The sequence below is a fragment of the Microbacterium sp. NPDC076768 genome (assembly GCF_040687205.1).
Classification (GTDB): domain Bacteria; phylum Actinomycetota; class Actinomycetes; order Actinomycetales; family Microbacteriaceae; genus Microbacterium.
In genome coordinates this window covers 860,501-887,477 of record NZ_JBFBMU010000001.1, presented here as the reverse complement: position 1 = coordinate 887,477, position 26,977 = coordinate 860,501, and the positions used below count along the sequence as shown (strand labels likewise).

General features: G+C 64.2%; 29 protein-coding genes. 11 read left to right on the top strand and 18 right to left on the bottom strand.

Annotated elements, in window-relative coordinates:
• Nucleotides 1-60 precede the first annotated feature (60 nt).
• The gene (locus AB0O87_RS04465; RefSeq protein WP_363512116.1) at nucleotides 61-957 is read left to right on the top strand and encodes an aldose 1-epimerase family protein; all 897 of its coding nucleotides are present in this window, start codon (nucleotides 61-63) and stop codon (nucleotides 955-957) included.
• A gap of 28 nt (nucleotides 958-985) precedes the next feature.
• On the opposite strand, the gene AB0O87_RS04460 is transcribed toward AB0O87_RS04465, so the two are convergent.
• From AB0O87_RS04460 to AB0O87_RS04445, 4 genes are all read right to left on the bottom strand, one after another.
• Nucleotides 986-4,156, bottom strand: coding sequence for an efflux RND transporter permease subunit (locus tag AB0O87_RS04460; RefSeq protein ID WP_363512114.1), 3,171 nt, complete (start codon nucleotides 4,154-4,156; stop codon nucleotides 986-988).
• A 17-nt stretch (nucleotides 4,157-4,173) separates the two neighbouring features.
• Nucleotides 4,174-4,761: a TetR family transcriptional regulator gene (locus AB0O87_RS04455; RefSeq protein WP_363512112.1), complete on the bottom strand. Its 588-nt coding sequence runs from the start codon at nucleotides 4,759-4,761 to the stop codon at nucleotides 4,174-4,176.
• Between the two features lie 70 nt (nucleotides 4,762-4,831).
• Nucleotides 4,832-5,191, bottom strand: a complete 360-nt coding sequence (locus AB0O87_RS04450) for a CrcB family protein (RefSeq protein WP_363512110.1) — start codon at nucleotides 5,189-5,191, stop codon at nucleotides 4,832-4,834.
• On the bottom strand, nucleotides 5,188-5,562 hold the full coding sequence (locus AB0O87_RS04445) for a CrcB family protein (protein WP_363512108.1): 375 nt from the start codon (nucleotides 5,560-5,562) through the stop codon (nucleotides 5,188-5,190). Before AB0O87_RS04445 ends, AB0O87_RS04450 begins: the two co-directional genes overlap by 4 nt.
• Nucleotides 5,563-5,649: 87 nt before the next feature.
• Between AB0O87_RS04445 and AB0O87_RS04440 the strand changes: the two genes are divergently transcribed.
• On the top strand, nucleotides 5,650-7,191 hold the full coding sequence (locus tag AB0O87_RS04440; protein ID WP_363512106.1) for an FAD-dependent oxidoreductase: 1,542 nt from the start codon (nucleotides 5,650-5,652) through the stop codon (nucleotides 7,189-7,191).
• On the opposite strand, the gene AB0O87_RS04435 is transcribed toward AB0O87_RS04440, so the two are convergent.
• Together AB0O87_RS04435 and AB0O87_RS04430 are read right to left on the bottom strand one after the other, a co-directional pair.
• Complete coding sequence (locus AB0O87_RS04435; protein WP_363512104.1) at nucleotides 7,151-7,999, bottom strand: nitroreductase family protein; 849 nt, start codon at nucleotides 7,997-7,999, stop codon at nucleotides 7,151-7,153. The two genes, AB0O87_RS04440 and AB0O87_RS04435, sit on opposite strands and share 41 nt — an antisense overlap.
• Before the next feature lie 4 nt (nucleotides 8,000-8,003).
• Nucleotides 8,004-8,381 carry a hypothetical protein gene (locus tag AB0O87_RS04430; protein WP_363512102.1) on the bottom strand — a complete coding sequence of 126 codons (378 nt, stop codon included), beginning with the start codon at nucleotides 8,379-8,381 and terminating at the stop codon, nucleotides 8,004-8,006.
• Between the two features lie 236 nt (nucleotides 8,382-8,617).
• Between AB0O87_RS04430 and AB0O87_RS04425 the strand changes: the two genes are divergently transcribed.
• Both AB0O87_RS04425 and AB0O87_RS04420 read left to right on the top strand, forming a co-directional pair.
• Nucleotides 8,618-9,457 carry a DUF4097 family beta strand repeat-containing protein gene (locus AB0O87_RS04425; RefSeq protein ID WP_363512100.1) on the top strand — a complete coding sequence of 280 codons (840 nt, stop codon included), beginning with the start codon at nucleotides 8,618-8,620 and terminating at the stop codon, nucleotides 9,455-9,457.
• Nucleotides 9,454-10,080: a PadR family transcriptional regulator gene (locus tag AB0O87_RS04420; protein WP_363512098.1), complete on the top strand. Its 627-nt coding sequence runs from the start codon at nucleotides 9,454-9,456 to the stop codon at nucleotides 10,078-10,080. Before AB0O87_RS04425 ends, AB0O87_RS04420 begins: the two co-directional genes overlap by 4 nt.
• 41 nt (nucleotides 10,081-10,121) lie before the next feature.
• On the opposite strand, the gene AB0O87_RS04415 is transcribed toward AB0O87_RS04420, so the two are convergent.
• Nucleotides 10,122-10,667, bottom strand: coding sequence for a universal stress protein (locus AB0O87_RS04415; protein WP_363512096.1), 546 nt, complete (start codon nucleotides 10,665-10,667; stop codon nucleotides 10,122-10,124).
• 148 nt (nucleotides 10,668-10,815) lie between these two features.
• On the opposite strand from AB0O87_RS04415, the gene AB0O87_RS04410 reads away from it, so the two are divergent.
• Together AB0O87_RS04410 and AB0O87_RS04405 are read left to right on the top strand one after the other, a co-directional pair.
• On the top strand, nucleotides 10,816-11,001 hold the full coding sequence (locus AB0O87_RS04410; protein WP_363512094.1) for a DUF3073 domain-containing protein: 186 nt from the start codon (nucleotides 10,816-10,818) through the stop codon (nucleotides 10,999-11,001).
• An 80-nt stretch (nucleotides 11,002-11,081) separates the two neighbouring features.
• Nucleotides 11,082-11,927: an MOSC N-terminal beta barrel domain-containing protein gene (locus tag AB0O87_RS04405; protein ID WP_363512092.1), complete on the top strand. Its 846-nt coding sequence runs from the start codon at nucleotides 11,082-11,084 to the stop codon at nucleotides 11,925-11,927.
• Here AB0O87_RS04405 and AB0O87_RS04400 read toward each other — a convergent pair.
• The 3 genes from AB0O87_RS04400 to purM are packed head-to-tail and all read right to left on the bottom strand — an operon-like array spanning nucleotide 11,887 to nucleotide 15,847.
• Entirely contained in the window at nucleotides 11,887-13,209 is a 1,323-nt protein-coding gene (locus AB0O87_RS04400) for an MFS transporter (protein ID WP_363512090.1), read from the bottom strand. The two genes, AB0O87_RS04405 and AB0O87_RS04400, sit on opposite strands and share 41 nt — an antisense overlap.
• Nucleotide 13,210: 1 nt before the next feature.
• Nucleotides 13,211-14,683: an amidophosphoribosyltransferase gene (gene purF, locus AB0O87_RS04395; protein WP_363512088.1), complete on the bottom strand. Its 1,473-nt coding sequence runs from the start codon at nucleotides 14,681-14,683 to the stop codon at nucleotides 13,211-13,213.
• A gap of 6 nt (nucleotides 14,684-14,689) precedes the next feature.
• Nucleotides 14,690-15,847, bottom strand: coding sequence for a phosphoribosylformylglycinamidine cyclo-ligase (purM, locus tag AB0O87_RS04390; protein ID WP_363512086.1), 1,158 nt, complete (start codon nucleotides 15,845-15,847; stop codon nucleotides 14,690-14,692).
• Between the two features lie 83 nt (nucleotides 15,848-15,930).
• Here purM and AB0O87_RS04385 point away from each other — a divergent pair, with 83 nt between their 5' ends.
• Nucleotides 15,931-16,536, top strand: a complete 606-nt coding sequence (locus tag AB0O87_RS04385) for a zinc-binding alcohol dehydrogenase (protein WP_363512084.1) — start codon at nucleotides 15,931-15,933, stop codon at nucleotides 16,534-16,536.
• 17 nt (nucleotides 16,537-16,553) lie between these two features.
• Here AB0O87_RS04385 and AB0O87_RS04380 read toward each other — a convergent pair whose 3' ends face one another.
• The 3 genes from AB0O87_RS04380 to AB0O87_RS04370 form a co-directional block, all read right to left on the bottom strand.
• Nucleotides 16,554-16,868: a potassium transporter Trk gene (locus AB0O87_RS04380; protein ID WP_363512082.1), complete on the bottom strand. Its 315-nt coding sequence runs from the start codon at nucleotides 16,866-16,868 to the stop codon at nucleotides 16,554-16,556.
• 376 nt (nucleotides 16,869-17,244) lie between these two features.
• Nucleotides 17,245-17,613, bottom strand: coding sequence for a sterol carrier family protein (locus AB0O87_RS04375; protein WP_363512080.1), 369 nt, complete (start codon nucleotides 17,611-17,613; stop codon nucleotides 17,245-17,247).
• 1 nt (nucleotide 17,614) lies between these two features.
• Nucleotides 17,615-18,082 (bottom strand): hypothetical protein, encoded by a 468-nt coding sequence (locus AB0O87_RS04370; RefSeq protein ID WP_363512078.1) that lies wholly within the window; start codon nucleotides 18,080-18,082, stop codon nucleotides 17,615-17,617.
• A gap of 65 nt (nucleotides 18,083-18,147) precedes the next feature.
• Between AB0O87_RS04370 and AB0O87_RS04365 the strand changes: the two genes are divergently transcribed.
• Nucleotides 18,148-18,822 carry a CoA pyrophosphatase gene (locus tag AB0O87_RS04365; protein ID WP_363512076.1) on the top strand — a complete coding sequence of 225 codons (675 nt, stop codon included), beginning with the start codon at nucleotides 18,148-18,150 and terminating at the stop codon, nucleotides 18,820-18,822.
• A gap of 53 nt (nucleotides 18,823-18,875) precedes the next feature.
• Entirely contained in the window at nucleotides 18,876-20,153 is a 1,278-nt protein-coding gene (purD, locus tag AB0O87_RS04360) for a phosphoribosylamine--glycine ligase (RefSeq protein ID WP_363512074.1), read from the top strand.
• Here purD and AB0O87_RS04355 read toward each other — a convergent pair.
• The 5 genes from AB0O87_RS04355 to AB0O87_RS04335 all read right to left on the bottom strand — a co-directional run bounded on the left by AB0O87_RS04355 (nucleotide 20,150) and on the right by AB0O87_RS04335 (nucleotide 24,709).
• Nucleotides 20,150-20,515 (bottom strand): GNAT family N-acetyltransferase, encoded by a 366-nt coding sequence (locus tag AB0O87_RS04355; RefSeq protein ID WP_363512072.1) that lies wholly within the window; start codon nucleotides 20,513-20,515, stop codon nucleotides 20,150-20,152. The genes purD and AB0O87_RS04355 overlap by 4 nt on opposite strands.
• 40 nt (nucleotides 20,516-20,555) lie before the next feature.
• The gene (locus AB0O87_RS04350) at nucleotides 20,556-22,061 is read right to left on the bottom strand and encodes a DHA2 family efflux MFS transporter permease subunit (RefSeq protein WP_363512070.1); all 1,506 of its coding nucleotides are present in this window, start codon (nucleotides 22,059-22,061) and stop codon (nucleotides 20,556-20,558) included.
• Nucleotides 22,058-22,684, bottom strand: a complete 627-nt coding sequence (locus AB0O87_RS04345; RefSeq protein WP_363512068.1) for a PadR family transcriptional regulator — start codon at nucleotides 22,682-22,684, stop codon at nucleotides 22,058-22,060. Before AB0O87_RS04345 ends, AB0O87_RS04350 begins: the two co-directional genes overlap by 4 nt.
• A 75-nt stretch (nucleotides 22,685-22,759) precedes the next feature.
• Entirely contained in the window at nucleotides 22,760-23,443 is a 684-nt protein-coding gene (locus AB0O87_RS04340; protein ID WP_363512066.1) for a response regulator transcription factor, read from the bottom strand.
• A gap of 21 nt (nucleotides 23,444-23,464) precedes the next feature.
• The gene (locus AB0O87_RS04335; protein ID WP_363512064.1) at nucleotides 23,465-24,709 is read right to left on the bottom strand and encodes a histidine kinase; all 1,245 of its coding nucleotides are present in this window, start codon (nucleotides 24,707-24,709) and stop codon (nucleotides 23,465-23,467) included.
• Between the two features lie 182 nt (nucleotides 24,710-24,891).
• Between AB0O87_RS04335 and AB0O87_RS04330 the strand changes: the two genes are divergently transcribed.
• Nucleotides 24,892-25,746: an Ltp family lipoprotein gene (locus tag AB0O87_RS04330; RefSeq protein WP_363512062.1), complete on the top strand. Its 855-nt coding sequence runs from the start codon at nucleotides 24,892-24,894 to the stop codon at nucleotides 25,744-25,746.
• A 268-nt stretch (nucleotides 25,747-26,014) separates the two neighbouring features.
• On the top strand, nucleotides 26,015-26,893 hold the full coding sequence (locus AB0O87_RS04325) for a phosphoribosylaminoimidazolesuccinocarboxamide synthase (RefSeq protein ID WP_363512060.1): 879 nt from the start codon (nucleotides 26,015-26,017) through the stop codon (nucleotides 26,891-26,893).
• Nucleotides 26,894-26,977 lie beyond the last annotated feature (84 nt).

Genomic DNA, 26,977 nt, shown 5'->3' with positions numbered 1-26,977 from the left:
GCCGACCGAACAAGTGTAGCCGACACGCCTGAGAGACTCCCCAACCCCTACGCTAATCACGTGACCTCCGTCTCTCCCACTGGCAACCAAATCACCCTGCAACGCGGCAACGTGACCGCGCAGATCGCCCAGGTGGGCGCGGCATTGCGCGCGCTTCGCATTGGCGGAGTTGACGTGGTCCCGCCGTATCCAGCCGACCAGCCAGCACCGTCATGCTCCGGTGTTGTCCTGGCTCCGTGGCCGAACCGCGTACGCGACGGTGAGTGGAACGACAACGGCACCGCGCGGGCACTGGCTATTTCGGAGCCGGACCTGCACAACGCGATTCACGGTCTGCTGCAGTTCACGGCCTACGAAGTTTCGTCTGCCGAGGCGCAAGCCACGTTGCGCGCGACCGTCGTGCCGCAGCCCGGGTACCCGTATCTGATCGAGACCGCGGTGACCTACACGCTCACGGCCGATGGGGTCGAGGTCACTCACACGCTCACCAACCACTCCGCCACTGCGGCGCCGGTCGCTCTGGGAACACACCCGTTCGTGACCATTGGAGACGTGGACCCGCACGACCTGGTTCTTCGGATTCCCGCTATGACAGCATTCGAGACCGATGAGCGGATGCTTCCTGTGGGCACCCGCCCAGCGGATGCCGCCCTCCGCGAGGGAGTACGACTCGGCGACATCGTGCTCGACACGGGTTTCACCGACCTCGACCGCGCACAAGACGGACGCGTGCGACATTCGCTCACCGCACCAGACGGCCGATGCGTCACGCTGTGGCAGGGCGAAGGATTCGATTACGTGCAGGTTTTCACGACGCCCACATATCCAGGCCAGAGCCTCGCTGTCGCCATCGAGCCGATGACGGCGCCCGCCGATGCGCTCAATAGCGGCATCGGCATGCGCCGCCTCGCTCCGCACGAAACGTGGACCCTGAGCTGGGGCATCACCTTCCACTAAGTGCGGAGCGAGTGCGGAGCGAGGAAGGTTACTCCCCGCGGTCGCGCAGCTCTCGCCGTGTCAGTTGCGGCGCGTGCGGCAGACCGGATCCGTCGGTACGATCCCACGCATCACCGACTGTCTCGGCGTCATCTTCTTCTGCCCGACCGGCCTTACGAGCCACCCGTCGCTCCTTGGCACCCTCGACGAGGTTGTAGAGCGTCGGCAACACGATCAGCGTCAGCACTGTGGAAGAGATCAATCCACCGATCACGACGATCGCCAGCGGCTGCGAAATGAACCCGCCGTGACCCGTAATGCCAAGCGCCATCGGGGTCAACGCGAGGATGGTCGCAAGCGCCGTCATCAGGATCGGTCGCAAACGCTTCTCACCACCGGCCTTCACCGCCTCGACTGTCGACAGCCCCTTCTCGCGGTACTGGTTGACGAGGTCGACGAGCACGATGGCGTTCGTCACCACGATGCCGATAAGCATCAGCACACCGATCAGGGAGGCGACGCCGAGCGGCACACCGGTGACGATCTGCAGCAGGATCGCGCCGGTCGCCGCGAACGGCACCGATACGAGCAGCAGCAGAGGCTGGCGCAGCGACTTGAACGTCGCCACCATCACCACGTAGACGATCAGGATGGCGGCAAGCATCGCGAGTCCCAGCTGGGAGAACGAGTCTGCCTGCTGAGATGCGACGCCACCGACCTCTGCCGAAGCACCGTCTGGCAGATTGGCTGCGGCAAGCGCGGCGTTTACCGACTGTGTCGCCGTTGCCAGGTTGTCTGATGCTGGCGGCACGGTGATCGTGGAGGTACGGCGACCCTGCTCTGTGGTGATCGAGGTCGGTCCGTTGCGCTGTTCGACGGTAGCAATGTCTTGCAGCTGAACCACACCGAGTGCCGTCGGAATGGCGAGCTGCTTGAGCGCATCCACCGTGGCCGGGGGGTTCGGGTTGACCAGGTAGATGGTCAACGCGGTGTCGTCGATCTCCACAGATCCAGCCTGCTGCGGACGCATCGTGTTCGACACGATCGAGCCGACCGCAACCTCAGACAGTCCGCGCTGGGCTGCCGCGTCACGGTCAACTACCACAGCGATGTACGGCAACGCTGCGGCGAGGTTGTCTGTCACCTGGCCGATGCCCTCTCGACCATCGAGCTCTTCGACCACAGCGGCGGTCGCGGTTGTCAGGTCGTCGCCTGTCGGCGCAGAAACGGTGATCTCGATGTCACTGGATCCGAGGCCGGCAGATGCCGCTACCGACACCTCACCCGCTCCTTCACCGAGGTCGTCGATCGCGTCTTGCACGTTGGCGCGCAGTTCTTCCTGATCGGCGTCACCGTCGGTAAGGATCGAGTAGGTTACGCCTGCGCCGCCCGAGAATGCGTCATTGAGGGCAGATCCGGTGGTGCCGATCGATGCCTGCACGTGCTCGATGCCATCGATGTTCAGCAGAGCATCTTCGACTTCGATTGCCGCTTCTGACTTCGCTTCCAGGCTGGCGGTCGGACCGAGGTCTTGCGTCACGGTCATGGTGTTCTGACCGGAGTCGCTCAAGAAGTTGACCTTCATCAGCGGGTAGGCCGCAAGCGTTCCGCCGAGCACGACTACCGACAAAATCACGGTGACGACCGAATGCTTCAGCGTCCAGCCGAGGATGGGCCGGTAGATGCGCTGCAACGGCGTCGGCGGAGCAGCAGGATCTTCTGGATCGATTACGTTGCCGTTGTCGTCGAGCAGCTCCTTGCCCGGCTTCAAGAACCAGTACGCGAGCACCGGCACGATCGTGAGCGCGACCAGGAGCGAGGCAACCATCGCGATCGACACGGTCACGGCGAATGGTCGGAACAGCTCTCCGACCATGTCGCCCACGAAGACGATCGGCAGGAACACGGCGACGGTCGTGATAGTCGAGGCGGTAATCGCGGCAGCGACCTCGCGCACAGCCAGCCTGATCGCATCGCCCTTATCGGCATCGCCGACATAGTGCCGCTTGATGTTCTCGATCACCACGATCGAGTCATCTACCACTCGACCGATCGCGATCGTCAAGGCACCGAGCGTGAGCACATTCAGCGAGTACCCGAACGCCTGCAGCCCGATGAAGGTGATCAGCACGCTGGTGGGGATCGAGATGGCGGTCACCAGAGTCGAGCGGATCGACAGCAGGAAGACCAGGATCACCAGCACCGCGAAAACGAGTCCGAGCATTCCCTCGGTCGCGAGAGTCTCGATGGACTGCTCGATAAATGGTGCCTGGTCGAAGATGATGGTGAACTCAGCGTCAGGGAACGCCTTGCCGATCTCATCGAGGGCGGCGATGACGCCGTTCGAGACCTCTACGGTGTTTGCTGCGGGCAGCTTGGTGATGGAGATGGAGAGTGCGTCATTGCCATCGACCCGGGAGATCGAAGTGACAGGATCTGCCTCCTGCGTCACGGTTGCGACGTCAGCGATCGTGAGGTCGGTGCCGACAAGCGGAAGCGCCGCAATCTCTTCGACGGAGGTGATCTTCGCACCGGTCTGCACCGTGAAGGTTTCGCCGTCTTGGGTGATGTCGCCACCGGGGAACAGCGTGCCGTTCTGGTCGAGCGCCGAGGTGATCGCCTGGGTGCTCTGACCCGCAGCTGCGAGCTTTGCGTTGTCTGGCGTGATCGTGACGCGCTGGCCTACTCCACCGACGATTGCCGCGGCGTTAACGCCATCGACGTCTTCCAGTTCTGGGACAGCGACGTTCTCCAACTGGGCTTGTGCATTCTCCGCATCTTCGAATCCCGTCACAGCGACCTGAATCACGGGGAAGTCGTCGATAGAGACCGAGAGCACCTGCGGGCTCACATCGTCTGGCAACTGCGAGGAGATGCGGTTGATCGCCTGCTGCATCTTCTGCTCAGCTGTGGCCAGGTTCGTGCCGTAGGCGAACGACGCCTGCACGATCGAGGCATTCGTCGTGCTGGTAGCGGTGGTCGACTCCAGGCCGGGAACCCCCTGGATGGCCGACTCCACGGGGGTCGAGACATCGTTCTCCACGACCTCGGGCGAAGCACCGGGGTAAGTGGTCATCACGACGAGCACTGGCAGCTCGAGCGAAGGGATGAGCTCTTGCTTGAGGTTGGTGAGCGCGAGCCCGCCGAACACCGCCGCAACGATGGTGACGAGGGCGATGAGCGCACGGTTTTTCAGGCTCAGGATTGCAAGTTTCGACAAGGCGGGTTTCCTCGGTATTAGGGTGTGGCAGGCGCTGCGGAAGGGGGAGAGACGGAATCTCCGAGGATCCGCTCCAGTGCGGTCTCGATAAACGATTGTGCAAGGCGGTCGTCGCGGACATGCATGCTCCACATGACGCCATCGATGAAGATCACGGCCGCTTTGGCCCGATCTCCTCCGTAGGTGGGTTCGAGAAGTTCTACGAGCCGGTCCGACATATGGCGTGCGAGTTCGCGCAGGCGGGGGTCGTGCACTGCCGCGGTGACCACCGCACGGTCGGCGCGAACAGCATGCGCGTCATCCAGGCTCGCGTGCACGATGCCAGCAAGGACTGCCGCGGAGTCGCCATGCTCGGCGATGGTGAGACGAACGCCATCGAGGCGGCAATCGACCTCTTCCCCGAGAGTGCGGAAGGCCGCGGCGCGCAGGTCGTCGAGGGTGTCGAAATATTGGGTCGTCGCACCGAGTGGCACATCAGCCCGCGCGGCGACCATGCGGTGCGTGACGGCGTCTGCCCCCACCTCGACGATGAGCTCGGCGGCGGCAGTCACGATGTCGCGACGGCGCGCTTCAGGATCGCGTCGACGGCGCGAACCATCACTCATCGAGCACCTCCTGGACATTCGTACATGTACTTTTGTACATTCTACGGGTTGCGAGAAGGCTGAGAGCGGGTTAAATCGCCCCACCGAGCGCGAGTCCAAGGCCAGCCGCAACAAGGCCAAGCACCAAGGCACCGACCGCGTTGAACACCGAGGCGGAACGCTCACCATCGCGCCACAGCGCCACCGTGTCGAGCATCGCGGTGCTGAAAGTCGTGAACCCGCCCAGCAATCCAGCGCCGAGCACAAACGCAGCGTCTGGCAGAGCGCCTGTCAACACGCCAAGGGCGAAAGACCCTGTGACGTTTACCAGCAGGATGCCCCAGGGAAACCGACGCCCGGCGAAGCGCGCGACCCACAGGTCAGCCAGGTAGCGGAGCACCGCGCCGAGCCCTCCGGCGAGCGCTGCAGCGACGAACATCAGAGGGCTCATGGCGTTACCCCGATGCGTGGTCGTCCGAGCCGGAGTCCGAGGGCGGCCGCCGCCAGGCCGAGCACAAGACTGCCCGCGGCGTATGCCACTGCCACCAGCGGAGCATCCGTCCACAGCGCCACAGTTCCGGTCATGAAGGCACTGTAGGTCGTGAACCCGCCGAGCACGCCAGTACCGAGCATGACTCGGAGGTCAGCGGACGCAGGAAGACGGGCAGCAAGAACACCTATTAATAGGGCGCCGAGAATGTTGGCGATCAGCGTAGCCAGCGGGAAGCTGTCGTGGTGGGGAACCGCGAGCTCGAGTCCGATGCGTGCCGCTGTGCCCACCGCACCTCCGAGCGCGACGAGGAGGATGCGGCGGAGGTGCACATCCGCCACTTTAGTCGCCGTGTGCCAGCGGACGGGGCGAATGTCAAGGCGGTGTATTCCTTGCACTGTGACGTCTTGACTATCGAGATGAAGCCTCTGTGGAAGCTCGACCAGACCCTGCCAACTGGATCCCCCCTCGAAGCGGGCGCGCACCATGACGTTGTCATCGTCGGCGCCGGGATCACCGGACTCACCACGGCCGTGCTGCTCACGAGGGCAGGGCTCGATGTCGCCGTGATCGAGGCGGGAGAGATTGCACAGCTCGCGACCGGCGCGAACACCGGCAAACTCTCTCTGTTGCAAGGGGAGCACCTTGCCAAGATTCGGCGGCACCACCCCGCATCCCTCGTGCGGGCCTATGTTGACGCGAACCGCTCGGGGATGGAGTGGCTGGCTGGCTTTGCCGAAGGCGCAGGAGTTTCTTTCGTCCGCCGCACCGACCACTCCTATGCCCAGGGACCGGAAGGCGTCGACGCTGTGCAGGAGCAGCACGCCGCAGCACGCGAAGCGGGGTTGCCCACGCGGTGGCTGCCGGCATCGCAGGTCCCATCGACATCGTTCCCTATCGCCGCTGCGGTCGCGCTCGACGAGCAGATCACGATCGACCCGGTGGATGTCACTGTCGCTCTCGCCGCAGAGTTCCTCACCGGCGGCGGCACTCTGCACACCGGAGTGCGGGCGACGGGGACCCGAGCGCTTGCCGGTCGCGTTGATACCGACGCTGGCCCGTTGTTCGCCGACCACATCGTGCTCGCCACCGGAACACCGATCACCGATCGTGGCCTCTACTTCACCAAGGTGCGGGGCCTGCGCTCATACTGCGTGTCGTTCCGTCTGCCCGATGGGGCCCCCACCGAGACCTTCCTCTCGGTGGACGGCCCCACGCGCTCTCTTCGCCCGGTGACCGTGGAAGACGGCCCTGGCAGCGAGGCGCAACTCGTGGTCGGCGGCAACGGGCATCCCGTAGGGAGGGGAGACAGCGAAACCGCCGCCATCGACGACCTCGTCTCGTGGACCCAACTGCACTTCCCTGGCGCGGAAGAGACACACCGGTGGTCGGCGCAGGATTACGAGTCCCACAACCTCATCCCCTTCGTGGGGGCGATGCCGCGCGGACTCGGCCGCATCCGCTTCGCTACCGGCTATGCGAAGTGGGGCCTTTCTAACGCGCCAGCGGCCGCCCAGCGCCTCACTGCTGAAATTCTGGGCACCCCGCGTCGTGACCGTCCCGCCTGGATGAACACCATCGGCACGCGGTTGACCGTACCGGCTGACCTCGCACGCGGTGCCACAGAAGGAGGGAAGGTAGCCGCCTCCCTCGCCTCCGGCTGGGTCGACGCGGAGCGCCGGAGCACCCCTGTTCCACAGCCTGCCGAAGGCGAAGGGGTCGTCGCGAACCGCGCGGGTGTTCCCGCCGCCATTTCGACGGTCGACGGAGTCACGCGCGCCGTCAGCGCCGTCTGCCCTCACCTCGGCGGAGTGCTCGCCTGGAACGACGCCGAATGCACCTGGGACTGCCCACTGCACGCCTCGCGGTTTGCCGCAGACGGCACTCGGATCGAGGGGCCCGCATTGCGGGACCTGACCCCTATGACGAGTAAGGACCCTGAGCACGAGGACCGGGAGTGATCTCCCCCGCAGGAGGCGGAGAGTCCCACCCCTCCTGCGGTGTCTCTACGTTCTCTCGGAACACGTACTGCGAGGCGAGCTTGCGCTGACTGCTTGACCAGTCGATTGCCGGGCGACGCTGCTCCGGCGGCAGATACCCGAGCCGATACACCGCCATCAGCTCGAGATCATCTGGCACCTTGAGGAGCTTCACGATTTCGTCCCAGCGACCAGGGGACTCCATCGGGAAAGAGATGAACTGAATACCCATGCCCAGTTCCACCGTCGTCAGCCAAATGTTCTCCATGGCCGCGCCCATGCTGAACACCGAGTAGAACGACGACAACTGTCCGGGCCGATACTCACTGCGATCGAGCATCACACCCAAGAGCAACGGTGAACCCGAGACCAGCTTGCGGTTCTCTGCCCCGAGGGTCTTCGGCACCCCGAAGGTGTTCATCAGCGTCTGACCACGCTTGGTGAACACCTGGCTCGTGAACGGGCGAAGAGCGGCAGGCAACTTGTCAAACAGCATCCCGCTGCGCTTCTCGTCCATCTCCGCCTGACTGAAGCGGAAGTACGGCTTGTACCGCTCAAAGAACGTGCCGTTCGACATCACATCCGTCATGCTCTCGCCCGAGATGCTCGCGATCTTCTCGATCGTGTCGCGACTTTCAATCACCACGAATCTCCACGGCTGACTATTCAGCTGCGAGGGTGCGCGTCCGGCGGCTTCCAGAAGAATGCGCTGATGTTCTTCGGTAACAGCATCTGGCAGAAACGCGCCATTCGTGGTCTTTCGGCGGCGGATGGCATCAAGCAGTTCCATGGACTCACTTCCGGTGGGCGGTGGGGCGCGAGACGACAAGCCCCGCAACGATAAAGGGGGCAGCGGTGAGCGCGACGAGCGGATGCCGACGTCCGCGGGTGCCGAGATAGGGGATGGCGGCCAGCGGCACCGCGGCGGGGGCCAGTGCCCGAGCCGCTCGGCGGCCGCGAGTGCTCTGGCCACAACACCAACCGGCGACGATTGCCGACGCAGTGGTGATGCACGTGGCGATGTACAGCGCGTGGTGCACCCATCGAAAGTGACTGGTGTCTATGAGGCGAACCGCGACCGAGGCACCCAAAGCACAATTCGCCGCGTATGCCGTGGCTGCTGCGATAAACGGCGACACCACACTCTTGCTGTCGTTGTGCCGGCGCCTCATGGCACGACCCTACGCCCCCGGCACCAACCTCGTCCGCCCCCTTGCCCTCGGACGCGCCAGTCAGCTAGCCCTTCGACAAGCTCAGGGACCGAGGTGGCCAAGCTCAGGGACCGAACTCAGGGACCGAAGGGAGATTTGGGCCCTGAGCTTGTCGAAGGGTCCAACAGTTTCGAGATATATCGTGTTACCGTGTCGACACGCGATATATCTTGACTTTCGACACAGGAGAAGCAGACATGACCGAGAAGTGGCTCATCGCACCGGGCGAAGAACGCGTGATCGATATCGAATCCGTCACCCGCCTGAAGGTAGGTTTGGTCGGCGGTCAGATCGACGTCATCGCGCACGACGAACCCGGCATTCGGATCGAAGTACACGGCGTCACCGCGAAAGACCTCCGCGTCGAATCGCACGACGGCGAAGTAGAGATTGACCACCCTCAGCTCGGCTGGGACAACTTTCTCGAAGTTTTCCGCAGCTTCGGCTCCGGCGGCCCCCGCGCCGAAGTGAGCGTCGCTGTTCCCCGCGCTATTGCCTTGAACCTGGGTGTCGTCAGCGCTGGCGCACTGGTGTCTGGCCTGCGCAACGATGCTCGCCTCAACACCGTCTCTGGCGACATCATTGTCGACACGCTCATCGGCGACCTCACCGTCAACTCTGTCTCTGGCGACGTACAGGTACGTGGCCTCACCGGCTCGATCAACGCCAACAGTGTCTCGGGAGACGTCGCCGTCACCGGCGCTGTGCGTCGCGCGACCGTCGACACCGTCTCTGGCTCGACCCTGGTCGATGCAGCTGGCGACGTGAACACCATCAACCTAAATTCCGTCTCTGGGGGAACGACGGTGCGGTTGGACGAATCCCTTGCCGCCAACTACGTCATCCGCTCACTCAGCGGTCGACTGCTGATCGATGGCGTCGAGCGCAGCTCATCCGGACCCAGCAACTACACCGGCACGGCAGGCGAGCTGGCAGGCCGCTTCGTCGACCTGCGTGCAAACTCCGTCTCCGGCGGCGTCACGATCCTCCGCCGCACGCCAGCCTCAATTACCGACGATGCGGAGTGGGACGCATGAGCCCCGCAGTTTTCTCACACGGCGACCTCCGCCTCTACCTGCTGTCACTGCTCGCCGAAGCACCACAGCACGGCTACGGCATTATTCAGTCGCTCACCGATCGCACCGGCGGTACATACACCCCCAGTGCCGGCACCATCTACCCGCGCCTCGCCAAGCTCGAAGAAGAAGGACTCGTCACCAAGACGGTCGACGGGCGCACCACTGTCTACGCGATCACCGACGCTGGCCGCACTGAGCTGGCCTCACGAGAGGGCGACCTCGCCGGAATCGAAGCCGGGATCACCGATTCGGTGCGACTCATTGCCAGCGGCGTCAGGCAGAGCGTGCAATACGCGATGAAGAGCCTGCGAGCAGACCTCGCCGCCGCCGAAAAGAGTGAACGCAGTGAGGCAAAGACCCGCCCTCGATCGACGAGTGACGACGTGCGCGCGACGAGCAGAGAAGAGATGCATCGCGCCGACGCCCTGATCAACGCGTTTCGCGCGCGCGTGCGCACCGACCTGCGCACACACGTTGCAAAGGGCGGCCCGCTGCCGAGCTCGGTTGTTACTGAACTCGAGTCGGCACTGGATGCCGCCGCTCGTCAGGTGACGGTGGCTCTGAGCATGTCGAAATCGTGAGCGGTTCGAAATCGTGACAGCTCAGTAGTAGCTCGCGGCTACTACTCCTCCGTCCAGATCTCTTTCTGCTCATCGGGCACCGACTCACCGAGCGGCACCACGAGCACCGAACGATGTTGCCTGTGCGCCAGCCTTGCCGCCACGGAACCGGTGAAGAACTCCCTGATCGATTCACCGAGACCCCGCTTACGCGTTCCCACGACAATCAGTTGTGCATTGAGCTTGTTGGCAAGTTGTTTGATCGCCAATGCGGGGTCTCCAACGAGCTGCCGAGCCGTCCACGTAATGTCAGTGCCGGCCAACATCGTGGCGGCCGCTGCTTCGACAGCCTCGAACTCCGCAGCCCCCGCGTCGAAATTGATGTCAATCGGGGCGGAGTGCGCATAGCCATCCGGGTCTTCGTATGTCACGAAGCGGGTGACATCGACGTGTGCCACCACGAGCGGTGCGCTCAACAGCCGGGCGTAGCGCACGGCCTCGTCAATCACGTGTCTGTCTTGATTTGCCTGCATGCCGACGATGACGGCTTTTTGCAGCGCCGCGTTCTGTGCGGCCTCATCAGAAGGAGCGGAAGTGTTGTCAGTCATGAAGATCGTTCCCTTCACCTGCCTGGCGTCAGCCAGAGGGGCTTACCCGCGTGCTATTCTGAATGCTACTCTTACCGGCCTCGAACCGGTGTCGTGAATGTCTCGGGCGCTGGTCGCTCGCAGCTTAAATCGTGAGGGGGTCTCGCGCATGGGCCGTGGCCGTCAGAAGGCGAAACACACCAAAATCGCCCGCGAACTCAAGTCGTTCAGTCCGTCGGTGAACTACTCGGCGCTCGAGCGCGAGTTGGCACAACCGACCGACGAAGACGCTTACGTCGACAAGTGGGCAGATGACTATGCCGACGAAGATGAGGACGAGCTAGAGACGGCCTAACCGCCGCTCTCTTGCCCCCGTGCATTCCACGGGGGCATTTCTCGTACTCCAGCGCCGTGGGCGTGTGAGAGAGTTCTCCCATGCCCCGGGTCGTTGCGCTGTTCCGCCATCCCATCAAGAGCTTTACGCCCGAGTTGGTCGAGGCGATCACCGTGCAACCGGATGGCCGGGTCGCAGGAGATCGTGTACTTGCGTTCCGTTTCGCTGACGCCACCCACCCGGAGGAGCGAGACGGATTAGACCACTGGCCGAAAGCCAAGGGGCTCGCCTCGCAAGATTTCCCCGATCTTGCTCGGTTGCAGGTGAGCTACGACGAGGTGGCACGTCGGGTACGGATCGATCTCGAAGGGGAACTGCTTGTCGAAGCTGGCCTCGACTCCGATGGTCGCGCACAGCTCGCCGAGGCCGTCACACAGTTCGTCAGGGAAACCCCCGAGTCCCAACGACTCGAACGACCTGGACGGCTGCCGCTCACTCTCGTCGGCGACGGCGTAACCTCCCGCTTTCAGGATCGCGCTGAGGGGTATGTTTCCGTGCACGGACAAGCGAGCGTACACGCGTTGGGCGATGCGCTGCAGATGAGCATCGATGCTCGCAGATTTCGCTCCAACGTCGTCATCGATGGTGTCGGACCTTGGGATGAGCTTGAGTGGACAGGAGATGTGCGCATCGGAGAGGTGTCGTTCCGCGCCGCCGGACCGATCGTGCGCTGCCTCGCCACCCACGCAAACCCGGATACGGGTGTGCGGGACGCCAAAGTGCTGACCACCCTCACCAGCTCGTTTGCACAGCAGAAACCCACGCTCGGGCGACTGCTACTCCCCGGCTGGGCGGAAGGCGACACTCACGCTGGCGGACTTATCCGCATCGGTGACGAGGTGCAGGTCACCAGCGACCGTAACGCAGCTCCCACTCATCTTCGATAGTCCTTCGCCGACCAGCGATCATGCCTGCGGGGATCGCAATGACCAGCACGCTACCGATCACGATGAGCGGAACCTGCCAGCCGCCCGTCGTCTCATGAAGCAACCCAATGAGGAGCGGGAAGACCGCAGCGATCGCATACCCAATGCTCTGTGCGAACCCGCTCAGCGCAACCGCGCTCTCCGGCGTGCGCGCTCGGATGCTGAGCAACACCAGGCTCAGCGGGAACATGATGGCCGAGACACCGAACAGACTCACCCACAACGGGAGCGCGAGAGTGGGGACGAACAGGAGTCCGAGAAGCCCGATGAGTCCACCCGTCACACCAATGAGGACCAGGATGCGGGTCGCGTGGAATCGCACGACGAGGATCGGCACCAGCAACGAACACGGCAACGCGACGAAAGCGAAGAGCGAGAGCAAGAAGCCCGCTGTTGCCGGGGTCACCCCACCGATATCGACAAGCATGGTCGGCATCCACGCGAACGACACGTAGGCCATGGTGGCAGAGGTCGCGAAGACGATCGCCAGAGCCCAGGCGAGCGGTAGCCGCCACAGGCGCGCAAACAGACGCCGGTTCGCTGGCGCCGTCGTGATTGGTCCGGTGGCGGCCGCCACTGCATCTTGCAGATCGTTGACGCCGTCTGTCGGATCGGGAACCAGGAGCTCCGTCTTCATCGGCTCGCCAACGGTCGCGTGACGAACCAGCAACACCACCCACGGGACCAGGGCCATCGCCGCGACGACACCCCACATACCGAGCGAAACCCGCCATCCGAGCGTGTCGGCCACCGGGACGGCCACCAGTGGCGGCAAGAACGTCGACACCGCCATCGTGGTGGAGTAAACCGTCATCATGATGCCGAGACGATCGGGGAAGTACTTCTTTACCAGCGGCGGCAACAACACATTGCCCGACCCCACGCCCGCAAAAACAACAGCCGTCGCCAGCAGCAAGCTCGTTGAGTCGACCGCAAAGCCGCGCAGCAGCAGACCCAAGGCCATGAATGTGATGGCCCCCACAGCAACGCGCTCGATGCCGAAACGCCGCTCAAGCAGTGGCGTGATCAGCCCGAAAATCGCGAAACACACGGGAGGTGCGGCGCCAATCAGACCGATAGCCACGGGAGAAACCGGGAACTCTTCTGCGACGTGGTCGATCACCGGCGAGAGGGAAGCAACCGCAGAGCGTAGCGAGAACGCCACCAGCACGATTCCGAGAAGCGCGAGAGTTCGACCTTGCCACAGTGGGCGGCCCTTCGACAGGCTCAGGGACCCAGTCATGTCAGGAGGTCTGAGATCCCTCTACCCAGGCGAGATACTCGTCGGAGACGGTGCCAGTGACGTAGTTTCCGTCGAAGCAGCTCATGTCGAGATCGGTCAGCATCGACCCATCTGTAATGGCCGCCTTGAGGTCTTCGACCTCCTGGTAAACGAGGTGGTCACAGCCCAGCTCTTCCGCGATCTCCGGGATCGTGCGACCGTGGGCGATCAGCTCGTCACGCGATGGCATGTTGATGCCGTAGACATGCGGATGCCGCACTGGCGGGGCAGCAGAGGCGAAAGTCACCGAGGCAGCACCGGCGTCCCTGGCCATCTGGATAATCTCTTTTGACGTCGTTCCTCGCACGATGGAGTCATCGATCAGCAACACGTTCTTGCCCTGAAACTCGGTCGACATGGCGTTGAGCTTCTGGCGCACGCTCTTCTTGCGCACCGCCTGGCCCGGCATGATGAAGGTGCGGCCAACGTAGCGGTTCTTGTAGAAGCCCTCGCGATACTCGATGCCCAGCTTGCGGGCCACTTCCATCGCCGCAGGCCGCGAAGAATCCGGGATCGGCATCACCACGTCGATCTTGTCCATCGGAACGTGCTTCGCAATGGTGTCTGCCAGGCGGTCGCCCATGCGTAGACGCGACTCGTAGACCGAAACCCCGTTCATCACGGAGTCTGGGCGAGCGAGGTAGACATATTCAAACGCGCAAGGTGCCAGCGTTCCGGCGGACGCGCACTGCTTCGAGTGCAGCTCCCCCTCATTTGTAATGAAGACGGCTTCGCCAGGCTCGACCTCGCGGACGACCTCGTAGTCACCGTTTTCCAGCACCAGCGACTCGCTAGCAACGACCCACTCGTCGCGTCCTTCGGCACCAGCCACCGTCGAAGGACGACGGCCAAGGATCAGCGGACGGATGCCAAACGGATCACGGAAAGCGAGCAAACCATACCCCGCGATCACCGCGATTACGGCGTATGCGCCTTCGATACGCTCGTGCGTGCGCGCCACAGCCTCGAAGACTCGCTCGGGTTCGAGGTCGACAGCCGATGTGGTGTTCTGCAGCTCGCCCGCAAGCACATTGAGCAGCAGCTCCGTGTCGCTCGATGAGTTGAGGTGGCGGCGATCACGCTTCGCCATCTCTGCGGTGAGCTCACGCGTGTTGGTGAGGTTGCCGTTGTGAATGAGGATGATGCCGTACGGCGCGTTCACATAGAACGGCTGCATCTCCTCTTCGTTCGATGCCGTGCCCTTCGTGGCGTAGCGCACGTGACCGAGCCCGACATTGCCGAGCAACGCACGCATGTCGCGGGTGCGGAACGCCTCGCGCACCATGCCCTGCGCTTTCGCATTGTGCATGATGCCGTTGGCTTCGGCTGTGGAAATACCTGTCGCATCCTGGCCGCGATGCTGCAGCAGCAGGAGTGCGTCGTAGATGTCTTGATTGACCGGGGCTGTCCCCACCATTCCGACGATGCCGCACATGGACTCTTACTTCGCTCCGTCCGCGTATGCACCGACGAGGCGCACCGCTCCGCCGTTGACGCCCTTGGCGCCCTGTTCGAATTCTCCGGAAGGACGCGGCCCAAAGCCCACGGTTCCGACCTGCCAGGAGGGCATGCCCTCGGCGTTCAGCGCCGCGATAGCGGCGTCTTTCTTCTCTGCCGCAATCACAGCGAGGAATCCGATACCGAGGTTCCAGGTGCCCTCAGCCGACTCCAGCGTTGATCCAGCGATGTCGCTGAGCACCCGGAATACGGGGCTCGGCGACCAGGTGCCACGGTCCACTTCTACCCAACTGCCCTGCGGAAGCACGCGTGCGAGGTTTGCCGCAATGCCGCCTCCGGTGACGTGGCTGAGCGCATGCACCCCTCCGGTCCCTGAGCCTGAGCCCGGGGCCCCTGAGCCCGTCGAAGGGCCCAGCGCATCAATCAACCGCAACAACGGCAGCGTGTACAGCCGGGTCGGCTCCAGCAGAGCCTCACCCCAGGTGGTGCCGAAGTCGGCGGCGTTGTCGCCGTATCCGATGCCGGCGTTCGTGACGATGTGGCGCACGAGGGAATAGCCGTTGGAGTGCAGTCCGCTGGAGGCGACCGCGATCACCGCGTCGCCGTCTTGGACGAGCTCGGCACCCAGAATGGCGTCTGCCTCGACGGCACCCGTCGCCGCACCGGCAACGTCGTAGTCGCGCGGTCCGAGGAGTCCCGGGTGCTCCGCTGTCTCGCCACCGACGAGCGCCGTGCCGGTGTCTGAACAGGCCTGCGCGATGCCGCGGACGATATCGGCGATGCGCTCAGGCACAACCTTGCCGCAGGCGATGTAGTCGGTCATGAAGAGCGGCTTCGCGCCGACCACGACAATGTCATCGACGACCATGCCGACCAGGTCTTGCCCGATCGTGTCGTGCTTGTCGATTGCCTGCGCAATCGCGACCTTGGTACCGACACCGTCGGTGCTGGTCGCAAGCAGTGGGCGGCGGAAGTCACGTAGCGCGCTGGCATCGAACAGTCCGGCGAATCCGCCGACACCGCCCAATACTTCAGGGCCGTGCGTTGCGCGCACAGACGACTTCATTAGCTCGACGGCAAGATCACCTGCAGCGGTGTCGACGCCAGCTTCGGAATAGGGATTGGTGGGGGAGGCAGCCACAGCACCAGCCTACCGCCCGCGGCCGACCATGCTCTCCCACGTACCCCTCGGCTTCATGGGCTCGATCCGCCTACGATGGTGCCATGGCCGACAAGCCGCAGTGGCTCATCCGCGAAGACGCGAGCGTTCCCGTGCTCGTGGCGCTCGCCCTGCGCCAACGACTCGGCATTCGCACCCCGGAAGATCTTCCGAGTCTTCGCGGTCTTGCGGTGCGGGCGCCGGATGCCGACGAGGCCTCCCCTGCCCTCGAAGCGCAGTGGCTGGACTACTGGAACATGACAGTGGAACCGCGCGGACATCCCGCTGCGGGGCCCCTAGAACTCGTTGACGGTTTCGACACCCAGGTGGCACTCCCTGCTTCTGGCGCGGAGGAACTCACCACAGCGATCGCGCCGGAAGCGACGTCCACTCTGTTGTACGCACGAGCCGAGCACGACAGGTATGTCAGCTCAATGAAGAACAACACCGGAGGCGACGCGTATCGGGCCTACGCGAGCGCGATTGCAGAGTTTGAGCGCGAAGGCGGGCGACGCGCGCTTTCGTTTGAGCTCAACGTGCAGGTGCTGCCGTTCACTCAGCGCGGCATTTGGTGGATCGGAGCGCTCACCGTCGCGGTGACAGACGGCCTCCGCAGAGATGTCTCGGCATTCGATGCCGCGATCCGTCCGGTTATTTCTGAGTTGGCCTGATTTCTGAGTTGGCCTGATCAGTCGTCTTCGACGACGGTCTCGCGATCCACCTGCACGACGCGGTCGTGGCGTCGCGCGAGCCGCTCCATCAGAAGGCCGGCGACACCGCCGAGCGCGATCCCGATCGGCACCGTCCACAGCAGCAGGAACCCGAAGACTTGACCGGGTGGGTAGACGACGTCAAGCGCCTGCGACTGCTCGAAGCTGCCACCCCAGGTGAGGATGGCGGCAACGATGATGCCGAGCACAACCCCGATCGCCATGAGCACGCCGTACCGCGGCACTCGGCGCACGGTCGCTTCGACGGTCTGGTGGGAATCAGTGGCGGCCATGCCTCTATTGTCCCACCGCCTTCAGGTTCTGCGCGCGCCCTGGTTCCCGTGCGCACGCGCACCTGTCGGGAATTCTGGCTCGATACCCGCGGCTGGGCCGTTTACTCCCGACATCCGTACTTTGTCCCGACATATGGACCGACGGTGGATGCGTCTCCTCCTCACGACCGTGTGGGATGTGCTTGCCGAGCCCGTGTCCGCGGTGCTCCTCCGCCACGATCCCGTCGGCGGAGTAGGCATCCGAGGCGGCGCACCCGTCGGGAGAATTCCCCAATGCACGGGGCACACACGGGTTTTGGGCCGACAAGCGGACATACTCCCGACAAGTGGACGCCGACAAGTGGACGCGGATACGGGGCGGCCGATACGGGGCGGGCTAGGGGCGGAGGGGGAGGACGTCGGCGAGGTCGGCGCGAACGCCGGAGGCGTGGATACGACCGGATCCTGCGGCATCCGCCCACGCTTGTTGGCCGGTGGCGACGTGGATCCAGGTCGCGGCATCCATTTCCACCACGTTCGGCGGAGTGCCGCGGGTGTGACGCGGGCCCTGGATGACCTGCACGGCACCGAACGGCGGCACCCGAACCTCGACACTGTTGCCAGGGGCCTTTTCGTCAAGCAACTGCAAGAGGTACCGCACGGCGGTAGCGAGGTCGTTCCGCTGCGGTTTCGTGCCAGCGGCTTCTGCCGAGCGCACCGCATCGAGCGCGGTCCGACCGTCGATGATGTCGATCTTCTTCGCCATCTCAGTCCTTTCCCACAACAAAGAACGTCCACGCCCCGACAGCGTCTGCACTCAGCCCGGAGGCCGTCACCTCGGTCACCGCATCCTGCGTCAGGCCGAGGGTTTGGGTGCTTCCGTCGCAGGGGAGGTCGTCGGTGCGCTGAGTCTGGGAAGTACTCGTTCCGTTCGCATCCGCCCCCGTCAGCGTGATCTCGGCGCTCATCGTCTCGGGTCCAAAACACGTGAACAATAGGGAGGCGACGGCCACAGGTTCGTCGAACGACACGGTCACCGACTGGTCGGCTTCACCCTCTGCCTCTAATGGTGCAGAGGGTCCGGTGAGCGTGGCCAGCGAACCTGGAACGTCGAGCGAATTTTGCTCCTCTAGCCAGTTCTGCACAGCGACGGGATCGACCGCCGGTGCCGATGAGCATCCGCTCAGGGCCGCCATCACGACAATTCCGAGCACCAGAGCGCGCCTTCTCCTCATTCGCCGAGCCTACTGCGATCGCATACACGAGCCAGCTGCACGCCCCAGGTTCTAAGCTCGAAGACATGAGCATGCATCCGCAGGGCGCCCGCGCCGAGCTGCTCGCGGCCGTGACCGACAACTCGTGGAGCATGCGGATTCCCGCGCTTGCTGACCAGGAGACTGCGAACGATGCCGCTGTCTTGATCCTGTTCGGGGTGCTCGACAGCATCCCCGCCTCTACCCCTGACGCGGCGGTCGCGCGCGATCTCGATGTGCTGCTGCAACGACGCGCATCCACTCTTTCGTCTCACCCTGGTCAGGTCTCGTTTCCCGGCGGCCGGTCAGAAGATGACGATGCTGACGCGGTAGCCACGGCGCTGCGGGAGGCAGAGGAGGAGACAGGGCTCGACCCGAGCGGAGTCGAGGTGCTGGCGACGCTGCCGGTGATCCCTCTTGCGGCAAGCAACCACCTGGTCACTCCTGTGCTGGCGTGGTGGCAGTCGCCCTCAAAAGTTGCCGCTGTCGACCACGCCGAGACAGTCGAAGTCTTCCGCGTGCCGGTCGCGCAGCTGCTTGACCCGGCCACCCGGTTCACGTCGACCATCACCCGCATGGGCCACACGTTCAGCGGACCAGCCTTTGATGTGGACGGCACGATCGTCTGGGGCTTCACGGCGATGGTGCTCAATGAGCTGTTCGACGCCGCAGGGTGGACGCTGCCGTGGGACGCGACAGTGAAACGCCCCGTAGAACTCTGACCGTCCCCACCCGCAGCCGACACCCAGCGCGCAAGGCTCGGTAGTCTGGAATTGTGAAGATTCTCGTCCTCGGTTCCGGTGCCCGTGAACATGCGATCATCCTCGGCCTGCGCGCCGAGCAGGCGGAGCACGACATCTTTGTCGCGCCAGGCAACGCTGGCATCGCCCAGGATGCGACTCCCGTCTCGGTCGATCCGCTCGATGGGGCAGCGGTGACTGCTTTCGCGCGCGAGAATGCGATCGATCTGGTCGTGGTGGGGCCGGAGGCACCACTGGTCGCCGGAGTCGCCGATGCGTTGCGCGTGCGCGGCATCCCGGTCTTCGGTCCAGGCAAGGCCGCGGCACAGCTCGAAGGCTCGAAGTCGTTCGCCAAGCGCGTGATGGATGCCGCTGGCGTTCCCACTGGTCGCGCGGTGCGGACAGCCAACCCGGCTGAGGTCGAGGCCGCGTTTGACGATCTCGGCGCTCCGTATGTGGTCAAGGCCGATGGGCTGGCCGCCGGAAAGGGCGTCATTGTCACGTCAGACCGCGCAGAGGCACTCGCTCACGCTGAGCAGTACCTTCCCGCCGGCCCTGTGCTGATTGAAGAGTTCCTCTCTGGCCCAGAGGTCTCACTGTTCTTCCTCAGCGACGGTGACACCGTGCGTGCGCTCAGCCCCGCCCAAGACTTCAAGCGCGCACTCGATGGCGACGCCGGACCCAACACGGGCGGCATGGGCGCATACTCGCCACTCCCCTGGCTCGCCGAGCAGTTCGGCAGCGAGCAGGCGTTTGTCGAAGAAGTCACTCGCGATGTGGCCATGCCAGTGGTGCGCCAGCTCGATGCTGAAGGAACGCCGTTCATCGGACTGCTCTACGCCGGACTCATCCTCACCCCGGCTGGCGTGCGCGTGATCGAATTCAACGCACGATTTGGCGACCCAGAGACGCAGATCGTATTGCCGCGACTGCGCACTCCGCTGTCTGAGCTGCTGTTCGCTGCGGCCTCTGGCACCCTCGAAGACCAGCCGGAGCCCGTCTTCAGCGACGACGTCGCGATCACCGTGGTGCTCGCGAGCGAGGGATACCCCGAGGCTCCGCAGACCGGCCGACTGATCGAAGGCCTCGCCGGTGCGGCAGCCGTTGAAGGTGTGCGCCTCGTGCATGCCGCAACCTCCAGCCCTGACGCGCCGGGGGGATCACTCATCGCCACCGGTGGTCGCGTGTTGAACGTGGTGGCCGTCGCCTCAGACTTCGCCACCGCACGAGCTCGTGCGTACGAAGCGATCAGCCACATTCGTCTTGACGGATCGCACTACCGCACCGACATCGCCGCCCGCGTCGCCGACTAGTTCGTCGCTCTGAGCTCGATCCAGTACCGCCGTACCCGCGGGTCACCGGCCTCTGGAGCGTCGATCACGTCTTCGAGCTCTCCGCCCGCGCCTTCAATCGTGCGGATGGAGCCGACGTTGTCGTCATCGCAGGTGAGCATGACGCGGTCATAGCCCTCTTTTCTGGCGAAGCGGAGCGTGAGTCGCAGCGCTTCACGCACGATCCCTTCCCGGCGGCGGGAGGGGACGACGGAGTAGCCGATGTGGCCACCGAACCGACGCAGGTAGTCGTTGATTTCTCGGCGAAAAGAGAGAAAGCCGACCACCTGGCCGCCCTCGGCAATCCAGAAGTGATCGCATGGCACGTATCCGGCGGGCAGCACCGCCCCGAAGCCGCCCCAGCAAACTGGGGCGGCTCCGCGCTTAGCTCTCCGCTTTGTCGTAGCGGCCAAGGAAGAGCGCAGCGATGAGGGCAATCACCATCACGCCAGCCGGGAGCAGAATCGCCTGCGACATTCCGGCAGCGAAGCCTTCGGCGACCTGCGGAGGGAGCGCGCCTCCGCTCGATATGCCTGTGGGGGCATCGGCAAGTCCTGGGAGGTTCGCTTCCAGGCGCGACTGCATAAACACGGCGATAGAGGCAGCGCCGAGCACCGAGCCCATCGTTCTCGTCGTGTTGTAGATACCAGCGCCTGCGCCCGCCTGGCGCGGCGGGAGCTTGCGGGTCGCGGTGGTCGCCAGCGGCCCCCACATGCCTGCGTTGCCGATCCCCATCAGAGCCGAGGGGAACAGGAACATGCCGATTGGGGTATCCATGTTCGTGAGCACCGAGTACCAGACCAGAGCGACCATGACGCAGAGCAGTCCCGGGATCAGGATGATGCGGGGATCGACACGGTCGAGGAGCTTTCCGGCAAAGGGAGCAAGAACCCCAGACAAAACGGCCATCGGCACCAGCAACAGGGCCGCCTGCGTGGGGGTGAGTCCGCGCGCGGTCTGGAGGAAGAACATCAACGGCAGCGACATGCTTGTCACGGTGAAGCCGACGGCGGCGATGGCCACGTTTGCTCCGGAGAAGTTGCGGTCCCGAAAGAGATCAAGCGGCACAAGCGGCTCATTGCGGGTACGGGCCTGCTGCACGATGAAGAGCGCGAGCACGACGACACCGCTGATGATCAGGCTCCACACCGAAATGGGGCCCCAGATGACACCCCAGTCGTACTTTTCGCCTTCTTGAAGCCCGAACACGATCAGGAACAGCGCGACGGCGCTCAGCACAACACCGACCACATCGAACCGGTGCGGGTGCGTCGCCAGCTTCGGCACCAGGATCCACGCGAGCACAAAGGCGACGATGCCGACGGGGATGTTGACGAAGAAGATCCACTCCCACCCGAGACCATCCACCAAAAGGCCACCCAGCAGCGGACCGACGAGGGTCGCGACACCAGCGGTGGCCCCCCAGAGCCCCATCGCGGTCCCGCGGCGCTCTGGCGGGAAGGTGCGAGTGATCACGGCCATCGTCTGCGGCGTCATGAAGGCGGCGCCGAGACCCTGCACGGCGCGAGCCGCGATCAGCATGCCGAGATCTCCCGACAACCCGCACCACAGGGAGGCCAGAGTGAAGATCGCAAGACCGATCAGATAGATGTTCTTCGGTCCGAACCGGTCACCCAGGCGCCCGGTGATCAGCAGCGGCACGGCATAGGCGAGCAGGTAGGCACTGGTCACCCACACCACGTTGTCGAGGTTGTTCGTATCAGGATCGAGCGCAGCCTTGATCGCGGGGTTCGCGACCGAGACGATCGTCGTGTCGACGAGGATCATGAAGAAGCCGATGACCAGCGCCCAAAGGGCAGGCCACGGGCTCTTCGGCTTCTGCCCGGCTGAGTAAGTGCCGGTCGACGGCCCTCGGGGGGAATCGGTCATTGCTGTGCGGCCTTTCGCTGAGCGCGGTAGCGGTCTGAGTTCTGGAACGCCGCGGGACCCCACGGCAAGTCTTCGGTGTCGAGGCGAATGATGAGCGAGTCGAGCCATCGCAGCTCTGCGTCAAGCAGTGCCTCCTGACGATCGAACTCGACCAGCACCTGCTCGGGAACACCCTTGTTTTTGGCAACGAGGAGGTCGTCGCGGTGCCCGCCGTGATCGGCCCAGAGGGAGGCGTGACGCTCTCGCAGAAGTTCGATGACATCACGGCGATCGAGGTTGTGCGCCTCGGCGAGCGCCACCCGAAAGTCGGCTGGTCGGTCGATGCGCGGCAACTGTCGCCGCACCCAGGAGACGACCGCATCGTGTCCGGCCTCTGTCAGTGAATAGGTCGTGCGTTCGGGGCGGTTGCCTTCGCGGTCAATGCCCACTTCTTCGATGAGGGCGGCTTCGTGAAGCCGGGAGACCGTGTGATAGAGCGTGCCGTTTGTGATGCTGATCAGGCGTTCTGCGCGCCTGGCACGCAGCAGGCGCACCATTTCGTATGGATGCATGTCGCCCTCGCGGAGCAGCGCGAGCACCATCACCCCCATAGGAGTGAGCCGGCTGACGGCATCTTTTTTCATAACCCACCTCGACTAGTCCATGTGGACTATACGCCCAATCCGCTTCTTCGGCCACACAGCGCCAGCAGAGCGGTGTCAGACGTCGAGGGGGCCGAGTCCCGCGCGCTCGAGGATGACGCCCACCTGAACGCGATTGCGCACTCCGAGCTTGGCGAAGATCTGCTCCAAATGCGTTTTCACCGTGCCGGCGGAGATGTGCAGATCGCCACCAACCTCCTGGTTGGTCGCCCCGGATGCGACTCGCACGGCAACATCACGCTCACGTTCGGTAAGACCCGCGATGCGCTGATTGGCGGCATACCGCCCCGCCCCACCTTCGGCCTCAACGGCACGACGCACAAGATGCGCTGTGCTCTGCGCCGAGAACACGGTGTCGCCCAGCGCCGTGCGACGGATCGCGTCGATGATTCTGCTCGGCGCTTCGTCTTTCAAGAGGTAGCCGCTCGCGCCAGCAACCAGCATGCGCATCAGCTGGCCCTCTGCATCGATGCTCGTCATCGCCAGAACACGCGCGCTCGACTCCGCGACGATCGTGGTCGTCGCCTGCGGACCATCGACGCCAGGCATGCGCACATCCATCAGCACGACGTCTGGGCGATGCCTGCGCACCATCTCAATCGCCGCTGCGCCGTCTGCCGCTTCGCCGACGACTTCGATGGTCGGCTCGACCGCGAGAACAAAACGAAATCCGTTGCGGATCAGAGGCTCATCGTCGACGAGCAAGACCCTGACGCGAGAGTCACCTTCGGCTGTATCCACGCACCGAGCTTAGCGACGCGCTCAGCCGCGCTCCTGCCACGGGAGGCTGACGTCGACGATGAACGACCCCTCGTACGCACCGATCCACGCCTCTCCGCCCAGGGCAGTAGCACGCTCGCGAATCCCCAAGATGCCATTGCCGCCGCCGGGTATCCCCGCAGACCCGGCGGCGCTCACGGGATTGACGATGCGCAGACGGGCGCCGTCAGCAGGGGAAACGTACACAAAAACGTCGACGGCATCGCCGGATGCGTGCTTGATGGCGTTGGTCAGCGCCTCCTGCACGATCCGGTAGACCGCACTGTCGAACAGCGCACCGGCCCGCTCTGCCGATTCGATCATGACGAACGACGTCAGCGCCTGACCTCCGGTGCGCATCTCGGTCAGCATCGCCCCGATCGCTCGCATCGTGGCCGGCGCTGGCGAGACGGTTTCGTCCGGACTGCGCAGTTCCCCGATGAGGCCCCGCATGTCTTGCAGCGCCGCATGGGTCTGCTCCCGCACCGTTCGCGCCATCTCGCTCGCATCCCCCTGCCCAGCCGCCGCCTCAAGCGCGCCAGCGTGGAGGGAGACAACAGAGAGGCGATGCGCCAGCGCATCGTGCATATCCCGCGCAATCCGTTCCCGCTCTGCCTGCCTGGCCGCTTGCTCTGTGAGCACATCGGCTCGGCGCAACTGCGCATCGGCTCGTTGATCGCTCTGTTCCGCGCGCGCCCTGCTGCGAGCGACAGCGACGATACTGGCCGCAACCCCCAGCGAGATTGCAGCCAACACGAGAGCCCCCAGGCCCCATCCCGGGTCGTCTAACGAGGCCTGTGTTGTGGTGAATAACCACGGCAGCGCCGCACCCCAGGGCGTGAATGCCTCCCGCACCACAAACAAGACAACCCCGATGCTGACGAGCGTCGCTGTCAGACGAAGGCGATCCGGCCGCTGACGCACAAAATGCACCGCTCCCACAAGAAGCAGAATGTACGACAGGCCGATCGCCGCGAGAACGCCGCCCGCCACCATCGGAATCACCGGACGGCGGTGTCGCCATATCGCGGTAATCCAGGCGCAGATAGCGATAAGCGCCAGCCACGTTCCCAGCCCCGTGACCTTGGCCTCTCCGCCGTTCGCGCTCGAAAACGTCACAGCCCCCGGCACATTGACGACACCGTAGATATCAATCACGATCCCCACCGCGATCAACGGAATCCCCAGGCCGACCGACCGCGCTCGACGCGCGAGAGGTCGTGGTTCAGGCAGGGGTGGCGAAGTCATCCTCTGAGCGTATTGCTCCCGTGCACCGATAACGCCCTCCAAGTGGCGATGCTTGCCTCTGCCGATCGGCGGAGGCAACCGTGGCCGCTCGACCGATCCGTGGGGCCGGCCGCCATTGCGACGCTGTATTTCAGCGGATCACACACCAAGCATCCATCCACACGAATCCAAGGAACGCACTCATGACTTTCGACAACAGCAACCAGACACCCCCGCCGCCGCCCGCACCGATGCCCACGACGCCGGCAGCCTCTGCCCCCATCGCCGCACCGGTCCCTGCCGCAACGACTGCTCAGGTCGGCGAGAAGTCATTCCTCACCACATGGTTGCTCTCACTGTTACTCGGGGTTCTCGGGGTCGACCGCTTCTATCTCGGCAAAGTCGGCACCGGAATCCTCAAACTCCTCACCTTCGGAGGTCTCGGCATCTGGGCCTTGATCGACCTGATCCTGGTGCTGACAAACGCCACCAAAGACTCGAAAGGACGCGCGCTCGCCGGGTACCAAGAGCACAAGAAGATCGCCTGGATCGTGACCGGCGTGGTCATCATCATCGGCATGATCAGCGGTGGTGTGAACTCTGCCCAGCAGCCGTCCTCTTCTGGCGCTGATGCACCTGCGGCGAGCGCCCCAGCCGAAACCGTCGCCGACGACACCACAGAGACGGTCGAAGAGCCGGCGGAAGAACCAGTAGAGGTTGTCGAAGAGGAGGAGCCCGCTGCGCCTGCCGTGCCAGCCGAGCACGCCTCCGCGCTGGTGAAAGCCCAGCAATACTCCGACTTTATGCACATGAGCAAGGCCGGTCTCTACGACCAGCTGACCTCGGAGTACGGCGAGCAGTTCACACCAGAAGCGGCACAGTATGCCGTCGACAACGTCGATGCGGACTGGAACGCCAACGCTCTGGAGAAGGCAAAGAGCTATCAGGAGACCATGGCGATGTCGCCCTCCGCGATTCACGATCAGCTCACCTCGGAGTACGGCGAGCAGTTCACCGTCGCCGAAGCGGACTTCGCGATCGCTAACCTCAACGGCTGATCCCCACGGCGCCCTTCGACAGGCTCAGGGTCCCTGAGCCTGTCGAAGGGTCCCTGAGCCTGTCGAAGGGCCCACCCCGGTCCCTGAGCTTGTCGAAGGGCCCACCCCGGTCCCTGAGCCTGTCGAAGGGCCCACCCTGTCGAAGGGCCAACCCCGGTCCCTGAGCTTGTCGAAGGGCCCACCCCGGTCCCTGAGCTTGTCGAAGGGTCCCTGAGCTTGTCGAAGGGCCCGATCCACCCGAGCCACGCGCAACCGGGATAATGGGCGAGTGAGCACTCCATCAGAAGGCACGGCACAGAGCATCCCCGGTTGGCGGCACATTTATTCGGGAAAGGTCCGCGATCTGTACGCCTGCGAAGATCCGGCCGATACCCGCATCCTCGTCGTCGCCTCCGACCGCGTAAGCGCCTTCGATTTTGTGCTCTCCCCTGGCATCACAGACAAAGGCGCACTGCTGACACGGCTCAGCCGTTGGTGGTTCGAACAACTCGCAGACTTTCCCAACCACCTCGCCGATGGTGACCTGCCCGAAGCCGTCGCCGACAAGGCCATGCTCGCGCAGTCGCTCGAGATGCTGCCGATCGAGTGCGTCGTGCGCGGTTACATCACCGGCTCCGGCTGGGTCGAATATCAGGAGAGCGGCACCGTCTGCGGCATTCCGCTGCCAGCCGGGCTGCAGAACGGCGACCGCCTGCCCGAGCCACTCTTCACGCCCGCCTACAAAGCACCGATGGGCGAACACGATGAGAACATCACTTTCGAGCGTGCCGTCGAACTCGTCGGGGCTGAGCGCGCGGCCGAACTGCGCGACACCTCGCTCGCGATCTATGGGCGCGCCGCAGCGATCGCCGAAGAAAAAGGGTTGATCCTCGCCGACACCAAGTTCGAATTTGGGACAGATGTCGACGGCACCCTCCGCCTGGCAGACGAAGTGCTCACCAGCGATTCCTCACGGTATTGGGATGCAGAGTCCTGGCGCACCGGCATCACCCCCAGCATGCGGATGGCGAGTTTCGATAAGCAGATCGTGCGCGACTGGATGGCAGCCAACTGGGACAAGCAGGGAGAGCCACCCGCGCTTCCCTCCTCGATCGTTGAGCGCACCGCCGCCCGTTACCGTGAGCTGATCACGCGCCTCGGGGCCTGACCCTTCGACAAGCTCAGGGACCCTTCGACAAGCTCAGGGACCGAGGGGGGAGGCTCAGGGGGCGAAGGTGCGGACCCTTCGACA

Coding starts and splice junctions, on each gene's coding strand:
- AB0O87_RS04455 (WP_363512112.1), bottom strand. CDS start 4,761: ATGAGTGATGGTTCGCGCCGTCGACGCGATCCTGAAGCGCGCCGTCGC.
- AB0O87_RS04450 (WP_363512110.1), bottom strand. CDS start 5,191: ATGAGCCCTCTGATGTTCGTCGCTGCAGCGCTCGCCGGAGGGCTCGGC.
- AB0O87_RS04440 (WP_363512106.1), top strand. CDS start 5,650: ATGAAGCCTCTGTGGAAGCTCGACCAGACCCTGCCAACTGGATCCCCC.
- AB0O87_RS04435 (WP_363512104.1), bottom strand. CDS start 7,999: ATGGAACTGCTTGATGCCATCCGCCGCCGAAAGACCACGAATGGCGCG.
- AB0O87_RS04430 (WP_363512102.1), bottom strand. CDS start 8,381: ATGAGGCGCCGGCACAACGACAGCAAGAGTGTGGTGTCGCCGTTTATC.
- AB0O87_RS04425 (WP_363512100.1), top strand. CDS start 8,618: ATGACCGAGAAGTGGCTCATCGCACCGGGCGAAGAACGCGTGATCGAT.
- AB0O87_RS04420 (WP_363512098.1), top strand. CDS start 9,454: ATGAGCCCCGCAGTTTTCTCACACGGCGACCTCCGCCTCTACCTGCTG.
- AB0O87_RS04415 (WP_363512096.1), bottom strand. CDS start 10,667: ATGACTGACAACACTTCCGCTCCTTCTGATGAGGCCGCACAGAACGCG.
- AB0O87_RS04410 (WP_363512094.1), top strand. CDS start 10,816: ATGGGCCGTGGCCGTCAGAAGGCGAAACACACCAAAATCGCCCGCGAA.
- AB0O87_RS04405 (WP_363512092.1), top strand. CDS start 11,082: ATGCCCCGGGTCGTTGCGCTGTTCCGCCATCCCATCAAGAGCTTTACG.
- AB0O87_RS04400 (WP_363512090.1), bottom strand. CDS start 13,209: ATGACTGGGTCCCTGAGCCTGTCGAAGGGCCGCCCACTGTGGCAAGGT.
- purF (WP_363512088.1), bottom strand. CDS start 14,683: ATGTGCGGCATCGTCGGAATGGTGGGGACAGCCCCGGTCAATCAAGAC.
- AB0O87_RS04385 (WP_363512084.1), top strand. CDS start 15,931: ATGGCCGACAAGCCGCAGTGGCTCATCCGCGAAGACGCGAGCGTTCCC.
- AB0O87_RS04380 (WP_363512082.1), bottom strand. CDS start 16,868: ATGGCCGCCACTGATTCCCACCAGACCGTCGAAGCGACCGTGCGCCGA.
- AB0O87_RS04375 (WP_363512080.1), bottom strand. CDS start 17,613: ATGGCGAAGAAGATCGACATCATCGACGGTCGGACCGCGCTCGATGCG.
- AB0O87_RS04370 (WP_363512078.1), bottom strand. CDS start 18,082: ATGAGGAGAAGGCGCGCTCTGGTGCTCGGAATTGTCGTGATGGCGGCC.
- AB0O87_RS04365 (WP_363512076.1), top strand. CDS start 18,148: ATGAGCATGCATCCGCAGGGCGCCCGCGCCGAGCTGCTCGCGGCCGTG.
- AB0O87_RS04350 (WP_363512070.1), bottom strand. CDS start 22,061: ATGACCGATTCCCCCCGAGGGCCGTCGACCGGCACTTACTCAGCCGGG.
- AB0O87_RS04345 (WP_363512068.1), bottom strand. CDS start 22,684: ATGAAAAAAGATGCCGTCAGCCGGCTCACTCCTATGGGGGTGATGGTG.
- AB0O87_RS04335 (WP_363512064.1), bottom strand. CDS start 24,709: ATGACTTCGCCACCCCTGCCTGAACCACGACCTCTCGCGCGTCGAGCG.
- AB0O87_RS04330 (WP_363512062.1), top strand. CDS start 24,892: ATGACTTTCGACAACAGCAACCAGACACCCCCGCCGCCGCCCGCACCG.